Here is a 20,549-nt window from a genome sequence, read left to right as displayed (position 1 = left end):
TGGCCCAACCGAACGACCGCTTCGCGCGGCTGTTCGCAGCACAACCGGAGTGAGCGGGCCAGCTGCTCTGGTGCGCGGGTACGGTGCTCCACCACAGCATGCGTGCGGACGAACACTCAGTGCACACGTGACCGGATGGGCTGCAGGCGGTGACTGAGCATTTGTGAGCACCTGAGGTTTTGGCCGAGATCTGACGTGACGTCTGATGACTCGTCGCGCTTATCGGATTAAGGTAGCCCGGGCTTGCCCATCGGATCACTGGTCGTCTGAGGTCTCGGGAAAGTAACGCCTGCGTTACGCGCCGCCGCTTTGCGCCTGACAACGTTGACATGCGCAGTTTCGACCAGAGAGCATGACGCTTGATCCGCCCGCCTAGCGGCGCTTTGCCGAGGAAGTTGGTTCTACCGTGCGACGTCTGACTGGGGTTGTGGGGGTGACAGTCGGCCTTGCGCTGTTGCTGTCCTCCTGTGGTGACGGTAAGAGCAGCAGTGGCTCTGGTTCCGGAGACAAGAGCGAGATCATCGCGATCGCCGCCGATCCGCTGGAGTACATCAACCCGCTGAACGAGAACGGCAGCCCGGGGATCCAGGTCGCAATGGCGGTGTTCGCGCCGCTGGTGACCACGGACCCGAACACGGGCAAGCTGCTGAACGTGATGGCGGACTCGATCACGCCTGACAAGACCAGCCAGACCTGGACGATCAAGCTGAAGCCCGGGAACACCTTCCAGAACGGCCAGGCGCTGACCGCCAAGGACTACGTCGACAGCTGGAACATGACCGCGCAGGGCTCGAACGCCTGGAAGAACAACGGCTTCTTCTCCAAGGTCGACGGGTACGACGCGCTGAACCCGCCGACCCCGGACGGCGCCACCCCGAAGCCGACGTCGGTGAAGACGCTGAGCGGACTCAAGCAGGTCGACGACCTGACCTTCACGGTCAAGCTCAAGGTGCCGTTCTCGCAGTTCGGGCTGACCCTGCAGTACTTCGGCCTGGCGCCGCTGCCGGAGGAGGTCCGCAAGAACCCGGACGCCTACAAGCGCAAGCCGATCGGCAACGGCCCCTACAAGATGGCGGCCGACTGGAACGCCGGTGACGACATCAAGCTGGCCAAGTGGGACGGCTACAAGGGCCCGAACGCGCCCGAGGCGCAGTCCATCACCTACCGCTTCATCCCGAACGCGGACACGGCGTACAACGAGTTCCTGGCCGGCAACGTGGACTTCGTCGACGTACCCCCGACCAAGGTGAAGACCTTCAAGACCGACGCCCCCGACGGCTGGGTCACGGCGGTCAGCTCCGGCGCCAACTACCTGGTCATCCCGGCCTGGGACGCGCGGTACAAGAACCCGAAGCTGCGGCACGCGTTCTCGATGGCGATCGACCGGAAGGCGTTCGCGGACCTGGTCGGGCTGTCCGACCCGGCCAAGGGCCTGATCGCGCCCGACATCGACGGGTACCGCGACAACGCCTGCAAGTACTGCGACTACGACCCGGCCAAGGCCAAGCAGTTGCTGCAGGAGGCCGGCGGGTTCTCCGACCCGGTCATGATCAGCTACAACACCACGTCGGCGACCGGCCAGATCTTCGCCGAGGCGATCGGCAACATGCTGCGGCAGAACCTGGGCCTGACCGTGAAGTACGCCGGCAAGGCGGGCTCGGACATCACCACGCTGGCCGACACCCGCAAGCTGGACGGCCTGCGGTTCAGCGGCTGGGGTCACGACTACCCGTCGATCGAGGACTACCTGACGCCGATGTTCAAGTCCAACGGTGACGCGAACTTCGCCGGCTACAACAACCCGGCGCTGGACGCCCTGCTGGCCAAGGGTGACGCCGAGCCGGACCAGGAGAAGGCGATCAAGATCTACCAGCAGGCCGAGGACATCGCGCTCGAGGACATGCCGCTGATCCCGCTGTACACCAAGTCGAACGCGTACCTGCACTCGGCCAAGATCGAGCCGCGCGTCTCGAAGTACGTCGGGGTGTCGGCCCTCTACGCCACGTTCAAGTGATCCGGTTCATCCTGCGCCGCATCCTGGCGGCGATTCCGATCGGACTGATCGTCACGCTGGGGGTCTTCGCGCTCGTCTTCGCGATGCCCGGGGACCCCCTGCGGGAACTGGCCGGCGACAAGCCGATCCCGGCCGCCGTCCTGGCGGCCAAGCGGGCCCAGTACCACCTCGACGATCCCTTCATCGTCCAGTACCTGCTGAGCATGAAGGACATGTTCACCGGCAACTTCGGTACGACGTTCGCCGGTGCGGACATCGCCGACCAGTTGCGGCTGCGGATCCCGGTCACGCTGAAGCTGGCCACCCTGGGCCTGGTCTTCCAGTGGATCGCGGGCCTGCTGTTCGGCCTGTACGCCGGCTTCAAGCGCAACGGCGTGATGGACCGGTTGTTGCTGCTGGCAACACTCGTGGTGCTCGCGGTGCCGGGTCTGGTGCTGTACTTCACCGGTCAGTACCTGTTCGGCGTCGAGCTGAAGTGGCTGCCGGTCTCCGGCACCCGGGACGGCTGGCCGATGTCGTACCTGCTGCCGGCGATCTGCATCGGCATCACCGGGTTCGCCGGGCTGGCCCGGCTGACCCGGACGTCGATCGTCGACACCGCGAACTCCGACTTCGTCAAGACCGCCCGGGCCAAGGGTCTCGGCGAGCAGCGAATCCTGTGGCGGCACGTGCTGCCGAACGCCCTCCTGCCGGTGGTGACGCTGATGGGCATCGACTTCGCCGGCATCTTCGCCGGCGCGGTGCTGGCGGAGAGCATCTTCAACCTGCCCGGGCTCGGCCAGTTCATGTTCCAGGCGATCAAGCTGAAGGAGGGTGGTGTGGTGGTGCTGCTGTCCACACTCGCGTTCCTCATGTTCATCCTGATCAACCTGGCCGTCGACGTCATCTACGGCGCGATCGATCCGAGGGTGCGCAATGTCTGAGACCTCGCAGGTCTTCGGGGCCGAGACGCAGGACCTCGAAGGCCGGACCCTGTCGAACACCCAACTGCTCCGGGCGTTGCTGCGCAAACCGCAGTTCGTCATCTGCCTGGTGCTGGTGCTGACGTTCTTCCTGATGGCCGCGGTGCCGCGGCTGTTCACCTCGGTCGACCCGCGCTTCTGTGCGCTCGCCAAGAGCGCACACAGCCGCGAGCCGGGGCACCCGTTCGGCTTCGACATCCAGGGCTGCGACTACTTCGCCAACGTGATCTACGGTGCCCGGCCGTCGGTGCTGGTCAGCCTGGTCGCCGGGATCGGCGGGTTCGTGGTGGCCGGCATCCTCGGCCTGCTGGCCGGCTACTTCCCGGGACTGGTGGACACCGCGATCTCGCGGGTCGCGGACGTGTTGTTCGCGCTGCCGGGCCTGATCGCGCTGATCGTGATCCTGAACTCGGTGCCGAACCGCAGCATTTGGATCATCGTCGCGATCATCCTGGTGACCGGGTGGCCGCAGGGGATGCGGGTGATGCGCTCCACGGTGTTCTCGGTCCGCAACCGCGAGTACGTGCTGGCGGCTCGGTCGGTCGGCGTGCCACCGCTGCGGATCCTGCGCAAACACGTGTTCCCGAACGCGATGGCGCCGCTGCTCGCGATGACCACGCTCGGCATCGGCGGCTTGATCGGGCTGGAGGCCGTGCTGACCTTCCTCGGCGTCGGCCTGCAACCGCCGTCGATCTCCTGGGGGTCGCAGTTCGGCGTGGCCTCGTCGTACCGGGAATCCCCACACCTGTTCCTCTGGCCGGCGTTGTTCATCTCGACGATGACGATCTCGTTCATGATCATCGGCGACTCGATCCGCGACGCCCTGGACCCGAAGCTGCTGAGATGACGACAACTGGTGAAGTACTGCTGAAGGTCGAGGACCTAACCGTGGAGTTCGACACTCCGCACGGCCCGGTCCGGGCCGTCGACGGAGTGTCCTGGCAGGTCCGGGCCGGCGAGACGCTGGCGATCCTGGGGGAGTCCGGGTCGGGCAAGAGCGTCTCGACCCAGGCGCTGACCGGGATCCTGGAGATGCCGCCCGGCCGGATCGTGTCGGGTACGGCGGAGTACCGCGGCGCCGACCTGATCGCGATGACCGTGAAGGAACGCCGCAAGATCGTCGGCGACCGGATCACGATGGTGTTCCAGGACTCGCTGTCGGCCCTGAACCCGGTGCAGTCGGTCGGGACCCAGATCGCCGAGTGCTACCGGGTGCACCGCGGCCTGTCGAAGTCGGACGCGCTGAAGCGGGCGGCCGAGATGCTCGACCAGGTACGGATCCCGGCCGCGGCGCGACGGGTGCGCGACTACCCGCACGAGTTCTCCGGCGGCATGCGGCAGCGGGTGATGCTGGCGATGGCGCTCGCGCTGGATCCCGATGTACTGATCGCGGACGAGCCGACGACGGCGCTCGACGTGACCGTGCAGGCGCAGATCCTGGAGCTGATCGCGGACCTGCAGGCCGAGCGGGACATGGGCGTCGTGCTGATCACGCACGACCTCGGCGTGGTGTCGGACGTCGCGGACAACGTGGTGGTGATGTACGCCGGCCATGTCGTCGAGCGGGCATCGACCGCGGAAGCGCTGGACCATCCCGTGCATCCGTACACCGAAGGTCTGCTCGGCTCGATGCCGTCGGCGGACCTGAAGGGCCAAGAGCTGCCGACGATCCCCGGTACGCCGCCGTCGCTGCGGGCGATCCCGTCCGGCTGCGCGTTCCGGACCCGGTGCCCGATGGCGATCGACGACTGTGCCACGGAGGTCCCGCCGTTGCTCACCGTCGCACCAGGACGAGAGGCCGCGTGCATCCTTCGTACGTCCATCTCCGAGCGGGAGGCGGTCTGATGGCCGAAGAGTTGCTGGTGGCAACGGATCTGGTCAAGCACTACGACATCAGCCCGGCGCTGTCCTTCGGCGCCAAGACACTGGTCCGAGCCGTCGACGGCGTGGATCTGACGCTGCGCAAGGGCGAGTCGCTCGGCATCGTCGGCGAGTCCGGCTGTGGCAAGTCGACGCTGGTCCGGCTGCTCGCCGCCCTGGAGAAGCCGACCTCGGGCCAGATCGAGTACAACGGTGTCGACGTGAGCAGACTGCGCGGCAGGCAACTGCGCCGGTGGCGCCAGAACGTGCAGGTGGTGTTCCAGGATCCGTACTCGAGCCTGAACCCGCGGATGCGCGTCGGTGAGATCGTGGCCGAGCCGCTGGAGGTTCACCCCGACGTCTCGAGGGGCATCGACATCCGGGCCCGGGTGCGCGAGTTGCTCGACCTGGTCGGCCTGCGGGCCGAGGACGAGTCGAAGTTCCCGCACCAGTTCTCCGGCGGGCAGCGCCAGCGGATCGGGATCGCGCGGGCGATCGCGCTCAACCCGGACGTACTGCTGTGCGACGAGCCGGTGTCCGCACTGGACCTGTCGGTCCAGGCGCAGGTGGTGAACCTGTTGATGCGGCTGCAGCGTGAGCTCGGTCTCAGCATCATCTTCGTCGCCCACGACCTGTCCGTGGTCCGGCACGTCTCGGACCGGGTCGCGGTCATGTACCTGGGCCGTGTCGCCGAGCTGGGCGAGCACCAGCAGGTGTACGACGTACCCGCGCATCCGTACACGCAAGCACTGCTGTCCGCAGAGCCCGGCCTGGCGCGGCAGGGCCGCCAGCGCATCGTCCTTGCCGGCGATCCGCCGTCCCCGGTCCTGCCGCCATCGGGCTGCCGCTTCCACACTCGCTGTCTCCGTGCGCAGTCACGCTGTAGCACTGAGGAACCACAACTGCGGGACCTCACCTCCGGCCAGACCGTCGCCTGCCACTTCGCCGAGGAAGCTCAAACCACCTACGCCTCCGCGGCCTCGGTCTGATGCTGATCGACCCCCGGCCATCGGGCGATCCGGCGCTGGCCTTGCTGCTGGACCTCGCCCTGAAGGAGCTGTTCACCCGCTACCCGGACAGCCCCTCGACCCACTGGGTCGATCCGGCCACCAGGTTCCTCGTCGCGCTGGAAGACGGTGAGGGGCTCGGCTGCATCGGATTGATGCCGGTGCACGACGGGGTCGGCGAGATCAAGCGGATGTTCGTGCACGAGCACTACCGCGGCCGCGGGATCGCGCGGCGGCTGGTGGCGTCTGTCGAGGCGGTGGCCAGGCACCGGGGCGCGACGTCGCTCCGCCTCGCCACAGGCACCCGCCAGCCGGAGGCGGTCGCCCTGTACGAATCGCTCGGTTACCAGGCGACCTCGCCGTACGGGAAGTACGTTCACGATCCGCTGGCGCGGTGCTACGCGAAACGGCTTACCTGACTGCGATGGCCTAGGGTGGCCGCCGTGAAGGGAAGGACGAGCGACCCGACGGGTGCGCTGCCTGGACGGTCCGTGGTGCTCGCCGGGGTGGTCCTGGTGGCGGGAGCGTTGGCCGCGTGGTGGATCCTGACCGCAGTCCGGGCCGCGCACGAGGGGTTCGACATCACCGATGAGGGCTACTACCTGCTGTCGTATCGGTGGTGGGCCCAGAATCCGCTGGCGCTGACCGGGGTGCAGTATCTCTACGGGCCGGTGTTCCAGTGGCTCGGGTACGACATCGTCAGCCTGCGGCTGTTCCGGTTGCTGACGCTGGTCGTGGTCCACCTTCTGTTCGGCTACAGCTTCATGCGCTGGTTGCGCGGCCGCCGGCCGAATGCAGCGCCGACGAAGCTGTGGGAGCTGGCCGGGATGGCCGTCATCCTCGCCGCGGGTGGAGTGTCCTACACCTGGATGCCACAGTCGCCCGGCTACAACGACGTGATCCTGATCGGCGCGCTCGCGCTGGTCTCGTGTGTGCTGTGGATGGCGACCGCAGTCGACCGCGGTAAGCCGGTGCCGTTCTGGGTGCTGATGGTCGCCGGTGTGATCATCGCGGCGATGCTGCTGGCGAAGTGGACATCAGTCGTAGTGATCGGCCTGACCGTGATCGCCGCGCTGGTCGTACTGGCCGGGCAGGGTGTGAAAGCCGTTGCCAGAGGCATCGGTTTCGCTGTCGCCGGGGTCGCACTCACCGCCCTCGTCGTGCAACTGTTCGTGATCAAGCTGAACGTCGCGGTGCCCGGGATCATGACCGTGAACAGGTTCATCGCGGGAACGTCGTACTCGCCGACTGAGCTGTTGCACATGTATTGGTCCACTGCTGTCGACCTTCTCGGCCAGACTCTCCGCGACCACTGGCCGCTCCTGGTCGCCGCCGTGATCGCGGTGATCGCCCGCCGGCGCTGGCTCCAGGCTGTCGCTGCGGTCCTTGCCGTGGCCGCCTTGGTTCTCTCCGTACGTCGGGTTGTCGTCGACGACGCTGCGATCGGTGGCTCGGCGCATGTGTTCGACTACCCGGTGACCCTGCTGGCCGCCGTACTGGTGGCACTGGTGGTTGCCGTCGCGGCGTTGATCGCCGGACGAGTGCGGCTCACAGGGCGGTCGGTGCTGAGCCGCGAGAACGCCCGCGGGTGGGTTGTGCTCGCGCTGCTCGTGGTGTTGCCGATGGTGCAGGCGTTCGGGACGAACAACCCGCTCTACGTCATCGGGTTCAACGCCTTCGCCGCGTGGGCCGCGGTGATGATCGCGGTGGTGACCGGGATCTGGGTGACGCCGGTCACCGCGCGGCTGCTCGTCGGGCTCGTCACGGTCGCGTCGCTGGTCGCCGTCGCATCGCTCTCGTACACCGGCCTGTTCCTGTACCCGTACCGGTCGAAGGGTCACGCCGACCTGACCGTGGCGGCGACCATGCCGCCGCTGAAGGGCCTCTACCTGGACGAGACCGCGGCGCAGAACTACACCGCGCTCGAGGCCCAACTCAAGCCGTACCTGAAACCTGCCGGACGCCCGATGCTGGCGTTCGACAAGATGGCCGGACTGGTCTTGATGCTGGGCGGCAAGCCGGTCGGCGAGGCCTGGGTCGCGCCGAAGGAACGGCCGCGGACGGCCGCCGGCATCGAGGAGGTCTGCCAGAGCGGCCAGCCGTGGAGCCCTGGCCGGCCGCCGATCATCATCCTCAACCGCCGCATCTCCGACGTCGAGATCACTGCCCTGCAAGCGTGCCTGCTGGACTTCCGGGCCGACTACGAACTGCTCGCGCCGGCCAAGGACACCATGAATCTGCAGATCTACGTCCCGCGCCGCGAGCGCCTCGTCAAGACACCGTGATGGCCTCGCCGGGACCGGATGAGATCCTGTAGCCCTTCGACCACACAGCTGAGAGGGTGCGGATGATCAAGGTCGGTGTGCTGGGGGCCAAGGGCAAGATGGGCGCTCAGACGTGCCTCGCGGTGGAGGAGGCCGAGGACTGCGAGCTGGTCGCACGGCTCGACCTGGGCGACGAGCTCGAGCAGCTGACCGCGGCCGGCGCCGAGGTGGTGGTCGACTTCACCCGGCCCGAGGTGGTGATGGACAACCTGGCCTGGTGCATCGAGCACGGGGTCAACGCGGTCGTCGGCACCACCGGGTTCGACGACGAGCGGCTGGCCACGCTCCGCGGACTGCTCGAGAAGAACCCGGGCACCGGCGTACTGATCGCGCCGAACTTCTCCATCGGTGCTGTGCTGATGATGCAGTTCGCCGCCAAGGCCGCGCGGTACTACGAGTCCGTCGAGATCATCGAGTTGCACCACCCGGACAAGGTCGACGCTCCCTCGGGGACGGCACGGCGTACCGCCGAGCTGATCGGCGCCGCGCGGCGTGAGGCCAACGCCGGCCCGATCCCGGATGCGACCACGACCTCGCTGGACGGTGCCCGCGGCGCGGACGTCGACGGGATCCGGGTGCACGGCATCCGGCTGCGTGGCCTGGTCGCGCACCAGGAGGTCCTGTTCGGCGACACCGGCGAGACGCTGACGATCCGGCACGACTCGATGGCGCGGGTCTCGTTCATGGCCGGCGTACTGCTCGGTGTCCGGCGGATCGGCGGCACGCCCGGGCTGACCGTGGGGCTCGAACACTTCATGGACCTCGACTAGGTGAACGCCAAGCGTGCGGCGATCGTGATCGCGGCGGTCTTCGTCGTGTACGCCGCTCTGCTCGGCTGGCGCGGGGTGTTGCTGATCGGCACCGGCGACCCGATCGCGGTCGGACTCGGGATCGCGGTCCTGGTGATCCCGGTGCTCGGCGCGTTCCTGGTCTGGCGGGAGTTGCAGTTCGGACGTCGTACCGAGGTCTTGGCGCGTGAGCTCGAGGCGACCGGTGGGCTGCCGGTCGACGACCTCCCACGCCGGCCGTCCGGGCGGATCGACCGCGCGGCCGCGGACGAGGCGTTCGAGAAGTACAAGGCCGAGGCGGAGGCTGCGCCGGGGGACTGGCGGGTGTGGTTCCGACTGTCGACGGCGTACGACGCGGCAGGTGATCGCAGGCGCGCCCGCGCCACCATGCGGACCGCGATCGCACAGCATGAAGGGCATGAAAAGCCGGTGAACTGACCAGGAGTTACCTGGGAGTTGGCTGTGAAGGACAGCGCGGTAACTGACAACGCGGTGTGGAACGGGATACTTTCAGGGGAAGTGCGTGGCAACCGCCACGCACAGGTCGGAGACTGGGTGGAGCCGTCCTGTGCCATCAGACGGGTCTCGCCGCGGCTCGGACGACATGCAGAGCGCAGGGTTCGGCGGTTTGCTGCGACGGCATCGGCGAGAGGCCGGGCTGTCCCAGGAGGGACTGGCCGAGCGTGCCGGTCTGAGTGTCGATGCGATCGCGGCCTTGGAGCGGGGACGTCGGCGTGCGCCGCGCGCACATACGTTGCGGCTGCTCGCGGATGCGTTGCGGCTCGAGGATCCGGAGCGCGCGCAACTCACCGCGGCCGCGCGCCGCGACACCGAGTCGCCCCGGCCGCCGATGCGTCAGCCGCCCGCGCCGCCGAACAACCTGATCGGCCGCACCACCGAAATGACCGCAACCAAACGTTTGCTGGATCAGCGCCTCACCCGCCTGCTGACGCTGACCGGTCCCGGCGGAGTCGGCAAGACCCGCATCACCGCCGCCCTGGCGAATGAGCTGACTGACAGCTTCCAGGACGGGGTCTGTTGGGTTCCACTGGCGACACTGACCGACCCTGCCGCCGTCATTCCGGCGGTCGCCGCGTCTGCCGGACTGCACCCGATGGACGGCAGCCGGCTGGCGGAGGAGATCGCCGAGCAGATCGGCCGGAACCAGATGTTGCTGGTCTTCGACAACTGCTCCCATGTCGTCGCGGCCGTCGGCCAGGTCTGTGCGGTGTTGCTCGAGAACTGCCCGAACCTGTCGATCCTCACGTCCAGCCGGGAGTTGCTGCGGGTCCCCGGCGAGAGCGTGTACGTCGTGCCGGCGCTGGCACTGCCGCATGACCAGGACCAGATCGAGTCGTCGGCGGCAGTGCGGTTGTTCGTCGAGCGGGCCGTCGCGCGGGGCTACGACCCGGACGGCGAACTCGACCAGGTCGCCCGGGTGGTCCGGCGCCTGGAGGGCATGCCGCTGGCCATCGAACTCGCCGCGGCCCGGACGAACGTGATGACCATCGAGGAACTGGCTGCCGAGTTGGAGACCTCGTTCGGCATCCTCGCCGGTGGTTCACGGACGGCGTCGCCGCGGCAGCAGTCGATGCGCGGCGCGATCGAGTGGAGCCACGATCTGCTCACGCCGACCGAGCGCGAGGTGTTCGCCCGGCTGTCGGTGTTCGTCGGCGGATGGACGTTGCCCGCCGCGGCGACGGTCATGTCTGGCCGGGCCTCGCCGGGTCCGCAGGAGCGCGCCGAGGCACTCGACCTCACCGGACGCCTGGTGGACAAGTCGCTGATTCGCGTGATCCGGCGGAACAACGTCGCGCGGTACTACATGCTCGCTGTGATCCGTGAGTTCGCCGCGGATCGCCTCGCCGCTGACGGCGTGGCAGAGGAAGCCAAGCAGCGGCACGCGCAGTTCTACGTCGCTCTGGCCGAAGAGTCGGAAGGGCAGCTGCGCGGTCCGAACCAGGAAGAGTGGCTCGAACGGCTCGACGCTGAGCTGGGCAACCTGCGTGCCGCCATGGGCTGGTCGCTGCGCACCAGTTCGGTCCGCGAAGCGCTGCGGCTGTCCGGTGCGCTGTGGACGTTCTGCTACCTGCGGGGCCACTACGCCGAGGGCAGTCAGTGGCTGGAGCGTGCGCTGACCCTTGCGCACAACGTGCCGACCTCCGAGCTCGACGGACTGGGGCCGTTCTGTGCGAAGGCGAACCTTGGCGCCGGCATGCTCGCGTTCCTGCAGTGTGAGTACGACGCAGCGACGGCCCGGCTGGAGACCGCACTGACGCAGTACAAGGATCTCGACGACACGGCCGGTACGGCGCTGGTGATGCAGCGGCTGGGCGGTGTCGCGCGGGAACGCGGTGACTACGAGGCCGCGGAGGACCTGCACTGCCAGAGTTACGACCTCTACGAGAGTCTCGGCGACCGGTCGGGGATGGCGTGGGCGCACAACTACCTCGGTTTCGTGGCTTGGCTACGCGGTGATCTGGACATCGGCGCCCGGCGGTGCCAGCGGGCACGGGACAGCTTCCGGATGCTGGGTGATGGTGAGGGGCTGGCATGGTCACTGATCAGCTTGGGGACGATCGCGCAGTACCGCGGCGACCTGACCGGGGCCGAGGACCTGCTGCAGGAGAGTCTGGCGCTGTCGCAGCGGCTCGGATACCGCGAAGGGGTCGCGTGGTCGCTGAACCAGCTCGGCATCATCGAACGGCGCCGCGGTGTCACCGAGCGCGCGGTCCATCTCCTCGACGAGAGTCTGGCCGAGCATCGCGACCTGGGTGATCGGTGGCGGTCGGCCAGTGTGCTCGAGGAACTCGCGTCCGTCGCCCAGCAACGGGGGAGGAGTGAGTACGCCGCCTTCCTCCTCGGTGCCGCGGACGGGGTGCGGGAAGTGATCGGCGCACCGATTCCGGAGATCGAGAAGCCCGACTACTCCTCGACCCGGGCGGCGATCGAGGAGTCGCTGGAGCGGCGGGCCTTCCGGACCGCGTGGTCGGCCGGCCGGGCCGCACCGCTCGCCGCCGTGGCGGACGGCTATCCACCACCGGGGTCGGCTTCCAGCACGGACCGCAGCGGCCGGCTGTGACCTTGATCGGACTCTGATCGCGGCCGGGCAAAACGAACCGATCAGCAGTCCACCAGGTCTGCTGATCGGAAGGTTGCCTCGCGGAGCACCACGACCTGGGGGATCGACGGTACCCCGCGAGGGATCTAGGGGCGCGGGATACGGACCCGGCCGGCTGTGTCTCTGTCTGACCCCCCAGGCAGTCCCCCCACCTCACAGCCGGCCGAAGCCGTGTGGCGAACGTCCGTGCCGTCGAGCCCTCCCGGTCGACGCCCCGTTCCTCCGCGCTGACTCAAGGTTGTCGAAATCACGCTGTGTCGCACAGGGACGGAACCCTGACATCGCCCTGACAAATATGTCATGACAACGAAAGTCCCGGCCGGATTTCGCCGACGGTGACCGGGAACTGCCCGTGGGTAAGGGAAATTCGGCGGAATTCAGCGCATTTCTTTGTCTCATCGGGCAGCACTCAAACGCTCGTCGCGATCAGTGCAGATATCCGGAGACCGCTTTGGTGAATCCCGCGATCCGGCGCAGCGGCGCGTTGTCGCCGTACTCCGGCTGTCCGGCGCCGGTCTCGTCGCCAGGGGTCGGCATCGACGGTGCCGGGATGCCGTGGCCGGCGCAGGTGACGTCCTTGGCGGGCGCCTTGCCGGTGGTGAGGAACGTGTTGACGATCGTGTCGGCGCACGCGTTCACACCGCCGTACACCCCGTGGTCGCCCTCGTGCGTGACGGTGACGAGCCGCGAGCCGGCGTACCGCTGGTGGGCGGAGACCGCGAGCTCGTAACTGGTCGCCGGGTCGTGGATCGACTGCACCATCAGCGTTGTGGGCAAGCCTTTGCCGGTTGGTTGCGGCATGGTCAGGTTCGGGCGGTTCCAGAAGAAGCACGGGTTCTGGTTCATCGTCCAGCCGACCAACGGGTAGTGCGGGCCGAGTCGCGCCGCCAGTTGATCGCCGTACTCGCGACCCTGCGGCCAAGGGGTGTCGTTGCAGGTGACTGCCGTGAAGGTCGCGTCCTCGGCGTCGTCCTCACCGACGACGCGACCCATCGGTGGCAGGCCGACGGTTCCCCGGGCGGCCCGTCGTACCAGTTCGTGCTGGCGGGTCAAGGAGAGAGCGTCGACCTGATTCTGTGCCGCGCGTGGGCCGCCTTTTGCCTGCGCTTCGGAAAGGTCGCGCAGAAATGCCAGGTCGATTGCCAACGAATAGAAATCAACCTTTGTATACATGTCCCCGGAGACGATCTGGTCCAGGGTGTTCTGGTCATAACTGATCTTCACCGTGCCGTCCAGGAACTCCTCGACCGCCGGCTGCTTTTTCAGGTCCCGCCGGAGGTGTTCGTAGGTCCGCAGGACCGCACCGGCCGAGCTGCCCAGGTGCAGCTTGGAGTCGTACTTCGCGGCCCAGGTCGCGAAGTCCTCGCGGAACCGGCGCTCGAAGGCCTGTGGCTGGGCAGCGAACGTGTCCAGCCACGGCCGGGTGAAGTCGGTGTTCGAGTCCAGCACGAACCGGCCGACGTGCTCGGGGAAGTACGTCTGGTAGTACGCGCCCATCCAGGTCCCACCGGAGTACCCGACGAAGTCGATCTCGTCGAAGCCGAGCAGTTGGCGGATCAGATCGAGGTCCTGCACGGTCTGCGCGGTGTTCACGTACGGCAGCAGGCCGCGCGACTGCCGGTCGCAGTACGACTGGCTGAGCTGCGACGCCGCGGCGACCAGAGCGAGGTTGGCGGGGTCCCGGTCGCGGGCGTCCATCGTGTAGCCCGGCGCGCCCTGGCAGGTGACGTTGGTGCTGTCACCGGTGCCGCGCGGGTCGAAGCCCACGGCGAGGAAGTCCTTCTGCAGCGGCGCCTGACCGGCCAGGTACGGCGCCATGCCGAGGCCGGCGCCACCTGGGCCTCCTGGGTTGCCGAACACGACCCGGCTCGGCTTTCCCTTGGCCGGTGCGACCTTGCTGACCGCGAGCTGGATGTCGTTGCCCGAGTACTGATTCGCCCAGTCGCGTGGCGCGGTGATCTTCGCGCAGTACGTCCGCAGCGACGGCTCGCCGCACTGCTTCCAGACCGGTCTCTGCTTCAGGTACTTGTTGGCCACGGGATGCGGCCGGTCGACCACCGTCGTCGCTTCGGTCGAGGCGGTCGCCCCCGATCCAGGGATGACGAGAACGGCGGCAGCGGACATCCCCAGACCGATGGCCAGGGCGAGGTACTTCATGGAAACTCCAGCGAATGGCCTTGCGTAATCGGACCGTCGCAATCTGTCATGCCTGCCGTTCCCGGTCGAGCACCACCCCCGGCCGGTCGCGGATCCGCGAGGTGCTAAGCCTCGATCCGGACTGTCGGTGCGGGCTTCTAGGGTTCTGCCCACGAGAGACGAGGAGACGTCGATGGCCGGTTGTGGTGACCTACTGATCGGACAGCTGGAGTTCTACTGGGACGTCCACCTCTGGCCGCGACTGCAGGGTTTGACCGACGAGGAGTACCTCTGGGAGCCGGTGGACGGGATGTGGTCCGTGCGGCCGGACGACGACGGGCAGATGGTCTACGAGCTGACGAACCCGGTGCCGGATCCACCTCCGCTGACCACGATCGCCTGGCGGATCGTGCACATCGGGGTCGGCTGTTTCGCGATCCGCGTGAACGCGTTCTTCGGTGATGGTCCGGACGACGCCGACATGTTCGACCCGCGTCACATCCCGGCCGAGGTCCCCGCGACCGCGGCCGACGGACTCGAGTTCCTGCGGTATTGGTACGGGCGCTGGCACGACTCGATCCGCGGTCTCGACAAGGACGCGTTGTGGAGCCCGCTGGGCCCGAAGGGCGCGTACTTCGCCGACGACCCGATGCTCGGCCTGATCACGCACATCAACCGCGAGGTCATGCACCATGGTGCCGAGATCTGCCTGCTCCGCGACCTGTTCCGCGCTCAAGTGGGGAGTGAGCGCCATGCCCGCGTTTGAGGAACGAGTTGTGCCTGGCGTGACGCTCAGTCAGTGGGGCCGGGGTCGGTGTGGAGGCGGATCTGCTTGATGCGGACCGACTCGTCGCCGTACAGGTCCAGCTCGCGGTGGGCGCCGTCGGGGGCCCAGCCGGCCTCGGTGTAGAAGGCGCGCAGGACGTCGTCGGTGGAGTTGACCCAGACCGTGACGCGGCCAAAGCCGTCGGCGCGGATGGTGTCGACGACCGCGTTCAGCAGCCGGGAGCCGTGGCCGGTGCGGGTCGCGTCCGGCTGGACGGCGAGCTCGGCGATCAACGCATCGCGCTGTGGGTCCGCGTCCGGGTCGTCCGACGGAGTGATCGCGGCGAAGCCGACGAGCGTCCGGCCGGCCAGCGCGACCATGACCCGGTTGCGCGCCTCGCCCGGAGCGAGCAGCGCGGCCCGCCACTGAGCGGCGAACTGCGCGGGGTTGAGGTCGGCCAGCACGTCGGCCGGCAGCAGACCGGCGTACGACGCACGCCAGGCGGCGACCTGGATCTCGCCGATCTCGTTGGCCTCGGCCGGAAGGGCCAGCCGCACGCTCGTCTCCGCCACCGGGCTCTCACCGGACAGCTCCGACAGGTTGGCGGGTTCCGGTACGCCGAAGTCACTCATATCCACAATCCTCGCAAGACAGTGTTGCCGGCCGGACACCAGGTCCGGCCGGCAACAGGTGAGGGGTCAGTACACGAGCCGCCGCAGCAAGTTCTCCGCCGGCCCACGGTAGGACCGCTTCGTCATCGCGTAGGCGCCGAGCACCGACACGATCCACACCGCGACCGCGCACCCGAAGGCGGTGTACGCCGTGCTGCCGAAGCGGTGACCGAGGTCCAGGGTGAAGGGCGCCAGCAGCACCATCCACGAGACCGACTGGAACAGGTAGCCCGACAGCGACCGCTGACCCAGCGAGGAGATCGCCCGGACCGGCAGCGACAGCGTGGTGATGCGCGAGACCAGCAGACCGAACAGAGCGACGTACCCGGGACCGCCGAACATGCCGCTGACGTGCGAGAGGTTGCTCATGGCGTCGACCGCGGCCTTGTCGACGTGCAGCCAGCCGGCGCCGACCAGAGCGAGCGGCAGGCCGCCGAGGATCGTGAAGCCCATGCAGACGGCGGCGACGCGGGTCAGCAGGGTGCGGTGCGCGGCCGGGTTCTCCAGGATCTGCTTTCGGGCGGCCCAGATGCCCAGCCAGACGACGATGATGAATCCGACCACGCTGGCGGTGTGCAGCGGGTACTCGTGCAGCCGGTCGACCAGGCCGGCGCCGTACGACGCCGCGGCCAGCGACGGGTTCGGCTCGTTGGTCAGCGCGTGCGCCGGGCCAGAGCTGTTCAGTCCGGCGATGACGGCCTGGACTGCGGTGGTCAACACATAGAGGGCCTCGAAGACCCAGATGCCGAGGACGATCCGGTGGAACTTGTCGCCGCGGTTGAGCAGGAACAGCGTGCAGATGATCCCGACGATGCCGTACGCGCCGAGGAAGTCGCCGAAGTACAGCAGCGTCGCGTGTACCAGGCCGAAGCCGACCAGCCACGTGTTCCGCTTCAGCAGGATCCGCCGGACGGCGCCGGTGGTTGCGCCGGACGAGCGCTGGCGCCGGGCGAGTTGGACGAGGCCGTAGCCGAACATCACCGCGAACACCGGGTAGGCCCGGGCGTCCACGAAGGTGAGCTTGACGAAGTTCAGCAGCCGCTCGAGGCCGTGCGGCGCGCTTTCCACACCGGGCTGGCCGGCGAAGGCGAAGTTGGCGGCGTTGGCGATCCCGATCAGCAGCAGCATCGCGCCGCGGATCAGGTCGGGCGCGAGGGCGCGCTCCTTGCCGGAGACCGGTCCGCGGTGATCGACGGCCGGGAGAGTCTGCGTAGTCACGGGGACACCCTTTCGAGAAACTGTGTAGTCCTTGAGCTGTTACTCGAAATCCTCGCCTGCCGCGACGGCCGCACCCAGCGCGTTGTCACCACTTCCCGGGGTGGACCTAGCACCACCGCGTCCGACTTTGTGACACTTAACGTTGATCTGGCGAGAAAGTGTCACATCTCGGCTATGCTGACCGGCATGGACAGCTTCCAGGCGACCATCGACGCCGACGGCCGGATCGAGCCGCGGGACGCGATGCCGGAGGGGTATCGCAAGACCCTGATCCGGCAGATCGCGCAGCACGCGCACTCCGAGATCATCGGCATGCAGCCGGAGGGCAACTGGATCAGTCGCGCGCCGTCGCTGCGCCGCAAGGCGATCCTGATGGCCAAGGTGCAGGACGAGGCCGGCCACGGTCTCTACCTGTACGCCGCCGCCGAGACCCTCGGTGTGGACCGGGCCGACCTGCTCGACCTGCTGCACAGCGGGAAGCAGAAGTACTCCAGCATCTTCAACTACCCGACGCTGACCTGGGCCGACATCGGCGCGATCGGCTGGCTCGTCGACGGTGCCGCGATCGTCAACCAGGTGCCGCTGTGCCGCTGCTCGTACGGGCCGTACGCGCGGGCCATGGTGCGGGTCTGCAAGGAGGAGTCGTTCCACCAGCGGCAGGGCTTCGAGATCCTGCACACGCTGTGCAACGGCACCGATGGGCAGAAGGCGATGGCCCAGGACGCGTTGGACCGCTGGTGGTGGCCGTCGCTGATGATGTTCGGGCCGCCGGACTCCGCGTCGACGCACTCGGAGCAGTCGATGGCGTGGGGGATCAAGCGGCACAGCAACGACGAACTGCGCCAGCGCTTCGTCGACATGACCGTCCCGCAGGCCGACGTACTGGGGATTCGCGTGCCTGACGACGGACTGTCGTACGACGAGGAGTCCGGGCGCTACCGCTTCAGCGAGCCGGACTACACCGAGTTGTACGACGTGGTGAAGGGCAACGGTCCGTGCAACGAGCAGCGGCTCGCGCACCGGGTCAAGGCGCACGAGGACGGCGCCTGGGTCCGTGAGGCGGCTGCGGCGTACGCGGCCAAGAAGGCGGTGCGGGCGGCATGATCGAGCCACTGTGGGAGGTGTTCGTCAGGTCTCGTCGTGGGCTGTCGCACACACACGTCGGCAGTCTGCACGCTCCTGACGCGACGATGGCGCTGCGGAACGCGCGCGACGTCTACACCCGCCGCCAGGAAGGCGTGTCGATCTGGGTGGTGCGGGCCGCCGACATCACCGCGTCCAGCCCGGACGAGAAGGACGAGTTCTTCGACCCGGCCGGCGACAAGGTCTACCGGCACCCGACCTTCTACCAGGTCCCGGAAGGCGTCGAGCATCTGTGAACGACCTCTTCGTCTACACGCTCCGCCTCGGCGACGACGCGCTGATCTCCGCGCAGCGGACTGCCGAGTGGATCGCGGCCGCGCCGCAGCTCGAGGAAGACGTTGCCCTCGGCAACATCGGTCTGGACCAGCTCGGCCAGGCCCGGTCCCTGCTGCAGTACGCCGGTACGGTCGAGGGTGCCGGACGCTCGGAGGACGATCTCGCGTACCTCCGGGACGAGCGCGACTTCCTCAACCTGCAGATGTGCGAACTGCCGAACGGCGACTTCGCCTACGCGATGGCTCGGTTGCTGTACTTCGCGACGTACCAGCACCTGCTGTACGACGAGCTTCGGGGCTGTGACGACGAGCAGTTGGCCGGTGTGGCCGGTAAGGCGGTCAAGGAGGTCGCGCACCACGTCGACCACGCGACCCAGTGGGTGCTGCGCCTCGGCGACGGCACCGAGGAGAGCCACCGCCGGATGGAGCAGGCGCTGGACGCACTCTGGCCTTACACCGCCGAGATGTTCGAGTCCGACGAGCTCGTACGTCGTCTCACGGTCGCAGTGGATCCGGGGACGCTGCAGGACGAGTGGACGCGCCGGGTGATGGCTGTCGTCGACGAATCGACGTGCAGCCGGCCGGACGCGTCGTACCAGCACAGTGGTGGCCGTGAGGGTCGGCACACGGAGCATCTGGGATATCTGCTCGCGGAACTGCAGCATGTGGCTCGCTCGCACCCGGGGGCGACATGGTGACCGACACCGCGATCCTCGAAGCAGTGGGCGAGGTCGCTGATCCTGAGGTACCGGTGCTGACGATCGCTGACCTCGGTGTGCTGCGGGGTGTGCGGCACGAGGGCGATGAGGTCGTTGTCACGATCACACCGACGTACTCCGGCTGTCCGGCGATGGATCTGATCCGGCATGAGGTGGAGCTCGCGCTTCAGGCGCTGCAGGTGGACGGCCGGGTCGAGACCGTGTTGTCGCCGGCCTGGACTACGGACTGGATGAGTGAGTCGGGCAAGGCGAAGCTCACCGAGTACGGGATCGCTCCGCCGACCGGGCGCCGCGCCGTTGGTGGTCCGGTGATGCTGAGTCTGACTGTGCGGTGCCCGTTGTGCGGGTCGCCGGACACGACCGAGTTGAGCCACTTCGGGTCGACCTCGTGCAAGTCGCTGTGGCGGTGCAACTCGTGCCGCGAACCCTTCGATCACTTCAAGGCGATCTAGATGACGACGACTGTGGCGCCGCGCCGACGGGCCGTCTTCCACCCGTTGAAGGTGGCGGCGATCGAGGCGATCACCGACGACTCGGTGGCGATCACGTTCGAGGTGCCGCCGGAGTTGGCGGAGGAGTACGAGTTCAGTGCCGGGCAGCATCTCACCATCCGCCGTGCTGGTGAGGAGGTACGCCGCAGCTACTCGATCTGCTCGGGGGCCGGTTCGGGCGTGTTGCGGATCGGCGTGAAGCGGATCCCCGGGGGCGAGTTCTCGGCGTACGCGGCGAACGGGTTGAAGGTCGGCGACGAGCTCGAGGTGATGACGCCGCTCGGCCGGTTCGGTACGACGCTCGATCCGGCGAACGCGAAGCACTACGCCTTCGTGGCCGCTGGCAGTGGAATCACGCCGGTCCTGTCGCTGGTCGCGACGATCTTGTCGGTCGAATCGTCGTCGCGCGTGACTCTGCTCTACGGCAACCGGACCGCAGGATCGGTGATGTTCGCGGACGAACTCGCCGACCTCAAGGATCGGTACGCCGAGCGGTTCCATCTGGTGCACGTGTTGTCGCGCGAGTCGACCGAGGTGGAGCTGTTCAGCGGGCGGATCGACGCGGACCGGCTGGGACGGATGTTCGCGACGATCCTGCCGCTCGAGTCCGTGGACGAGTGGTTCCTCTGCGGTCCGTACGCGATGGTCGTCGGCGCGCAGGAGTTGTTGCTTGGGAAGGGCGTGGCGCGCGAGCATGTGCACGCCGAGCTCTTCCACGTCGGCGACGAGGCTCCGGCGGCTCCGGTCGAGGAGGCTCCCACCGACGAGAACGCGGCTCAGGTAACGGTCATCCTCGACGGCCGTCGCTCGACGTTCCCGCTGGCCGAGCACTCGAAGGCAGTCCTCGACGCAACCCTCGCCGTCCGCTCCGACGCCCCCTTCGCCTGCAAAGGCGGCGTCTGCGGCACCTGCCGGGCCAAGGTCCTCGAGGGCTCCGTCCGCATGGACACCAACTGGGCCCTGGAACCCGACGAGATCCGCGCTGGCTACGTCCTGACCTGCCAGTCCCACCCCACCACCCCCACCGTCACCCTCGACTACGACGCCTGACCCT

General features: G+C 67.9%; 19 protein-coding genes. 16 read left to right on the top strand and 3 right to left on the bottom strand.

Annotated features, from left to right (window positions below; translation table 11 throughout):
- Window positions 1-433 precede the first annotated feature (433 nt).
- The 10 genes from OG817_RS19465 (at window position 434) to OG817_RS19420 (ending at window position 12,037) form a co-directional block, all read left to right on the top strand.
- Window positions 434-2,014, top strand: coding sequence for an ABC transporter substrate-binding protein (locus OG817_RS19465; protein WP_396389593.1), 1,581 nt, complete (start codon window positions 434-436; stop codon window positions 2,012-2,014).
- A complete protein-coding gene (locus OG817_RS19460) occupies window positions 2,011-2,937 on the top strand; it encodes an ABC transporter permease (protein ID WP_396389594.1) in 927 nt (308 codons plus the stop codon). Before OG817_RS19465 ends, OG817_RS19460 begins: the two co-directional genes overlap by 4 nt.
- Window positions 2,930-3,823: an ABC transporter permease gene (locus OG817_RS19455; RefSeq protein ID WP_396389595.1), complete on the top strand. Its 894-nt coding sequence runs from the start codon at window positions 2,930-2,932 to the stop codon at window positions 3,821-3,823. The genes OG817_RS19460 and OG817_RS19455 overlap by 8 nt, the downstream gene beginning before the upstream one ends.
- The gene (locus tag OG817_RS19450; RefSeq protein WP_406056556.1) at window positions 3,820-4,821 is read left to right on the top strand and encodes an ABC transporter ATP-binding protein; all 1,002 of its coding nucleotides are present in this window, start codon (window positions 3,820-3,822) and stop codon (window positions 4,819-4,821) included. Before OG817_RS19455 ends, OG817_RS19450 begins: the two co-directional genes overlap by 4 nt.
- A complete protein-coding gene (locus OG817_RS19445) occupies window positions 4,821-5,825 on the top strand; it encodes an ABC transporter ATP-binding protein (protein ID WP_406056554.1) in 1,005 nt (334 codons plus the stop codon). Before OG817_RS19450 ends, OG817_RS19445 begins: the two co-directional genes overlap by 1 nt.
- The gene (locus tag OG817_RS19440; protein ID WP_406056552.1) at window positions 5,825-6,262 is read left to right on the top strand and encodes a GNAT family N-acetyltransferase; all 438 of its coding nucleotides are present in this window, start codon (window positions 5,825-5,827) and stop codon (window positions 6,260-6,262) included. The genes OG817_RS19445 and OG817_RS19440 overlap by 1 nt, the downstream gene beginning before the upstream one ends.
- A 24-nt stretch (window positions 6,263-6,286) precedes the next feature.
- On the top strand, window positions 6,287-8,128 hold the full coding sequence (locus OG817_RS19435) for a hypothetical protein (RefSeq protein WP_406056550.1): 1,842 nt from the start codon (window positions 6,287-6,289) through the stop codon (window positions 8,126-8,128).
- Between the two features lie 62 nt (window positions 8,129-8,190).
- A complete protein-coding gene (dapB, locus tag OG817_RS19430; RefSeq protein WP_406056548.1) occupies window positions 8,191-8,937 on the top strand; it encodes a 4-hydroxy-tetrahydrodipicolinate reductase in 747 nt (248 codons plus the stop codon).
- Entirely contained in the window at window positions 8,938-9,393 is a 456-nt protein-coding gene (locus OG817_RS19425) for a hypothetical protein (protein WP_406056546.1), read from the top strand. It abuts the gene before it with no gap.
- A gap of 130 nt (window positions 9,394-9,523) precedes the next feature.
- Window positions 9,524-12,037 (top strand): ATP-binding protein, encoded by a 2,514-nt coding sequence (locus OG817_RS19420; protein ID WP_406056544.1) that lies wholly within the window; start codon window positions 9,524-9,526, stop codon window positions 12,035-12,037.
- 465 nt (window positions 12,038-12,502) lie between these two features.
- Here the strand turns inward: OG817_RS19420 and OG817_RS19415 are convergent, their stop codons facing one another.
- Complete coding sequence (locus OG817_RS19415) at window positions 12,503-14,233, bottom strand: alpha/beta hydrolase (protein ID WP_406056542.1); 1,731 nt, start codon at window positions 14,231-14,233, stop codon at window positions 12,503-12,505.
- Between the two features lie 172 nt (window positions 14,234-14,405).
- Between OG817_RS19415 and OG817_RS19410 the strand changes: the two genes are divergently transcribed.
- Window positions 14,406-14,978, top strand: a complete 573-nt coding sequence (locus OG817_RS19410; RefSeq protein WP_406056540.1) for a DinB family protein — start codon at window positions 14,406-14,408, stop codon at window positions 14,976-14,978.
- Window positions 14,979-15,004: 26 nt separating this feature from the next.
- Here OG817_RS19410 and OG817_RS19405 read toward each other — a convergent pair whose 3' ends face one another.
- A complete protein-coding gene (locus OG817_RS19405) occupies window positions 15,005-15,610 on the bottom strand; it encodes a GNAT family N-acetyltransferase (protein ID WP_396389606.1) in 606 nt (201 codons plus the stop codon).
- A 66-nt stretch (window positions 15,611-15,676) separates the two neighbouring features.
- On the bottom strand, window positions 15,677-16,867 hold the full coding sequence (locus OG817_RS19400) for a DUF418 domain-containing protein (RefSeq protein ID WP_406056538.1): 1,191 nt from the start codon (window positions 16,865-16,867) through the stop codon (window positions 15,677-15,679).
- A gap of 186 nt (window positions 16,868-17,053) precedes the next feature.
- Here OG817_RS19400 and paaA point away from each other — a divergent pair, with 186 nt between their 5' ends.
- From paaA to paaE, 5 genes are read left to right on the top strand one after another with little or no spacing between them, the layout of a single operon-like run.
- Window positions 17,054-17,971, top strand: coding sequence for a 1,2-phenylacetyl-CoA epoxidase subunit PaaA (gene paaA, locus OG817_RS19395; RefSeq protein WP_406056536.1), 918 nt, complete (start codon window positions 17,054-17,056; stop codon window positions 17,969-17,971).
- Window positions 17,968-18,246: a 1,2-phenylacetyl-CoA epoxidase subunit PaaB gene (gene paaB, locus OG817_RS19390; protein ID WP_131351625.1), complete on the top strand. Its 279-nt coding sequence runs from the start codon at window positions 17,968-17,970 to the stop codon at window positions 18,244-18,246. The genes paaA and paaB overlap by 4 nt, the downstream gene beginning before the upstream one ends.
- Window positions 18,243-18,983 carry a 1,2-phenylacetyl-CoA epoxidase subunit PaaC gene (gene paaC / locus OG817_RS19385; RefSeq protein WP_406056533.1) on the top strand — a complete coding sequence of 247 codons (741 nt, stop codon included), beginning with the start codon at window positions 18,243-18,245 and terminating at the stop codon, window positions 18,981-18,983. The genes paaB and paaC overlap by 4 nt, the downstream gene beginning before the upstream one ends.
- Window positions 18,977-19,456, top strand: coding sequence for a 1,2-phenylacetyl-CoA epoxidase subunit PaaD (paaD, locus tag OG817_RS19380; protein WP_406056531.1), 480 nt, complete (start codon window positions 18,977-18,979; stop codon window positions 19,454-19,456). Before paaC ends, paaD begins: the two co-directional genes overlap by 7 nt.
- Complete coding sequence (paaE, locus tag OG817_RS19375) at window positions 19,457-20,545, top strand: 1,2-phenylacetyl-CoA epoxidase subunit PaaE (RefSeq protein ID WP_406056529.1); 1,089 nt, start codon at window positions 19,457-19,459, stop codon at window positions 20,543-20,545.
- Window positions 20,546-20,549: the final 4 nt, after the last annotated feature.

This window comes from Kribbella sp. NBC_00889 (assembly GCF_045207705.1).
Lineage (GTDB): Bacteria > Actinomycetota > Actinomycetes > Propionibacteriales > Kribbellaceae > Kribbella.
The sequence above is the reverse complement of the archived record's forward strand: the minus strand, read 5'-3'. Positions and strand labels throughout refer to the sequence as shown.

Coding starts and splice junctions, on each gene's coding strand:
- OG817_RS19455 (WP_396389595.1), top strand. CDS start 2,930: ATGTCTGAGACCTCGCAGGTCTTCGGGGCCGAGACGCAGGACCTCGAA.
- OG817_RS19450 (WP_406056556.1), top strand. CDS start 3,820: ATGACGACAACTGGTGAAGTACTGCTGAAGGTCGAGGACCTAACCGTG.
- OG817_RS19445 (WP_406056554.1), top strand. CDS start 4,821: ATGGCCGAAGAGTTGCTGGTGGCAACGGATCTGGTCAAGCACTACGAC.
- OG817_RS19440 (WP_406056552.1), top strand. CDS start 5,825: ATGCTGATCGACCCCCGGCCATCGGGCGATCCGGCGCTGGCCTTGCTG.
- dapB (WP_406056548.1), top strand. CDS start 8,191: ATGATCAAGGTCGGTGTGCTGGGGGCCAAGGGCAAGATGGGCGCTCAG.
- OG817_RS19415 (WP_406056542.1), bottom strand. CDS start 14,233: ATGAAGTACCTCGCCCTGGCCATCGGTCTGGGGATGTCCGCTGCCGCC.
- OG817_RS19410 (WP_406056540.1), top strand. CDS start 14,406: ATGGCCGGTTGTGGTGACCTACTGATCGGACAGCTGGAGTTCTACTGG.
- OG817_RS19405 (WP_396389606.1), bottom strand. CDS start 15,610: ATGAGTGACTTCGGCGTACCGGAACCCGCCAACCTGTCGGAGCTGTCC.
- paaA (WP_406056536.1), top strand. CDS start 17,054: ATGGACAGCTTCCAGGCGACCATCGACGCCGACGGCCGGATCGAGCCG.
- paaB (WP_131351625.1), top strand. CDS start 17,968: ATGATCGAGCCACTGTGGGAGGTGTTCGTCAGGTCTCGTCGTGGGCTG.
- paaD (WP_406056531.1), top strand. CDS start 18,977: ATGGTGACCGACACCGCGATCCTCGAAGCAGTGGGCGAGGTCGCTGAT.
- paaE (WP_406056529.1), top strand. CDS start 19,457: ATGACGACGACTGTGGCGCCGCGCCGACGGGCCGTCTTCCACCCGTTG.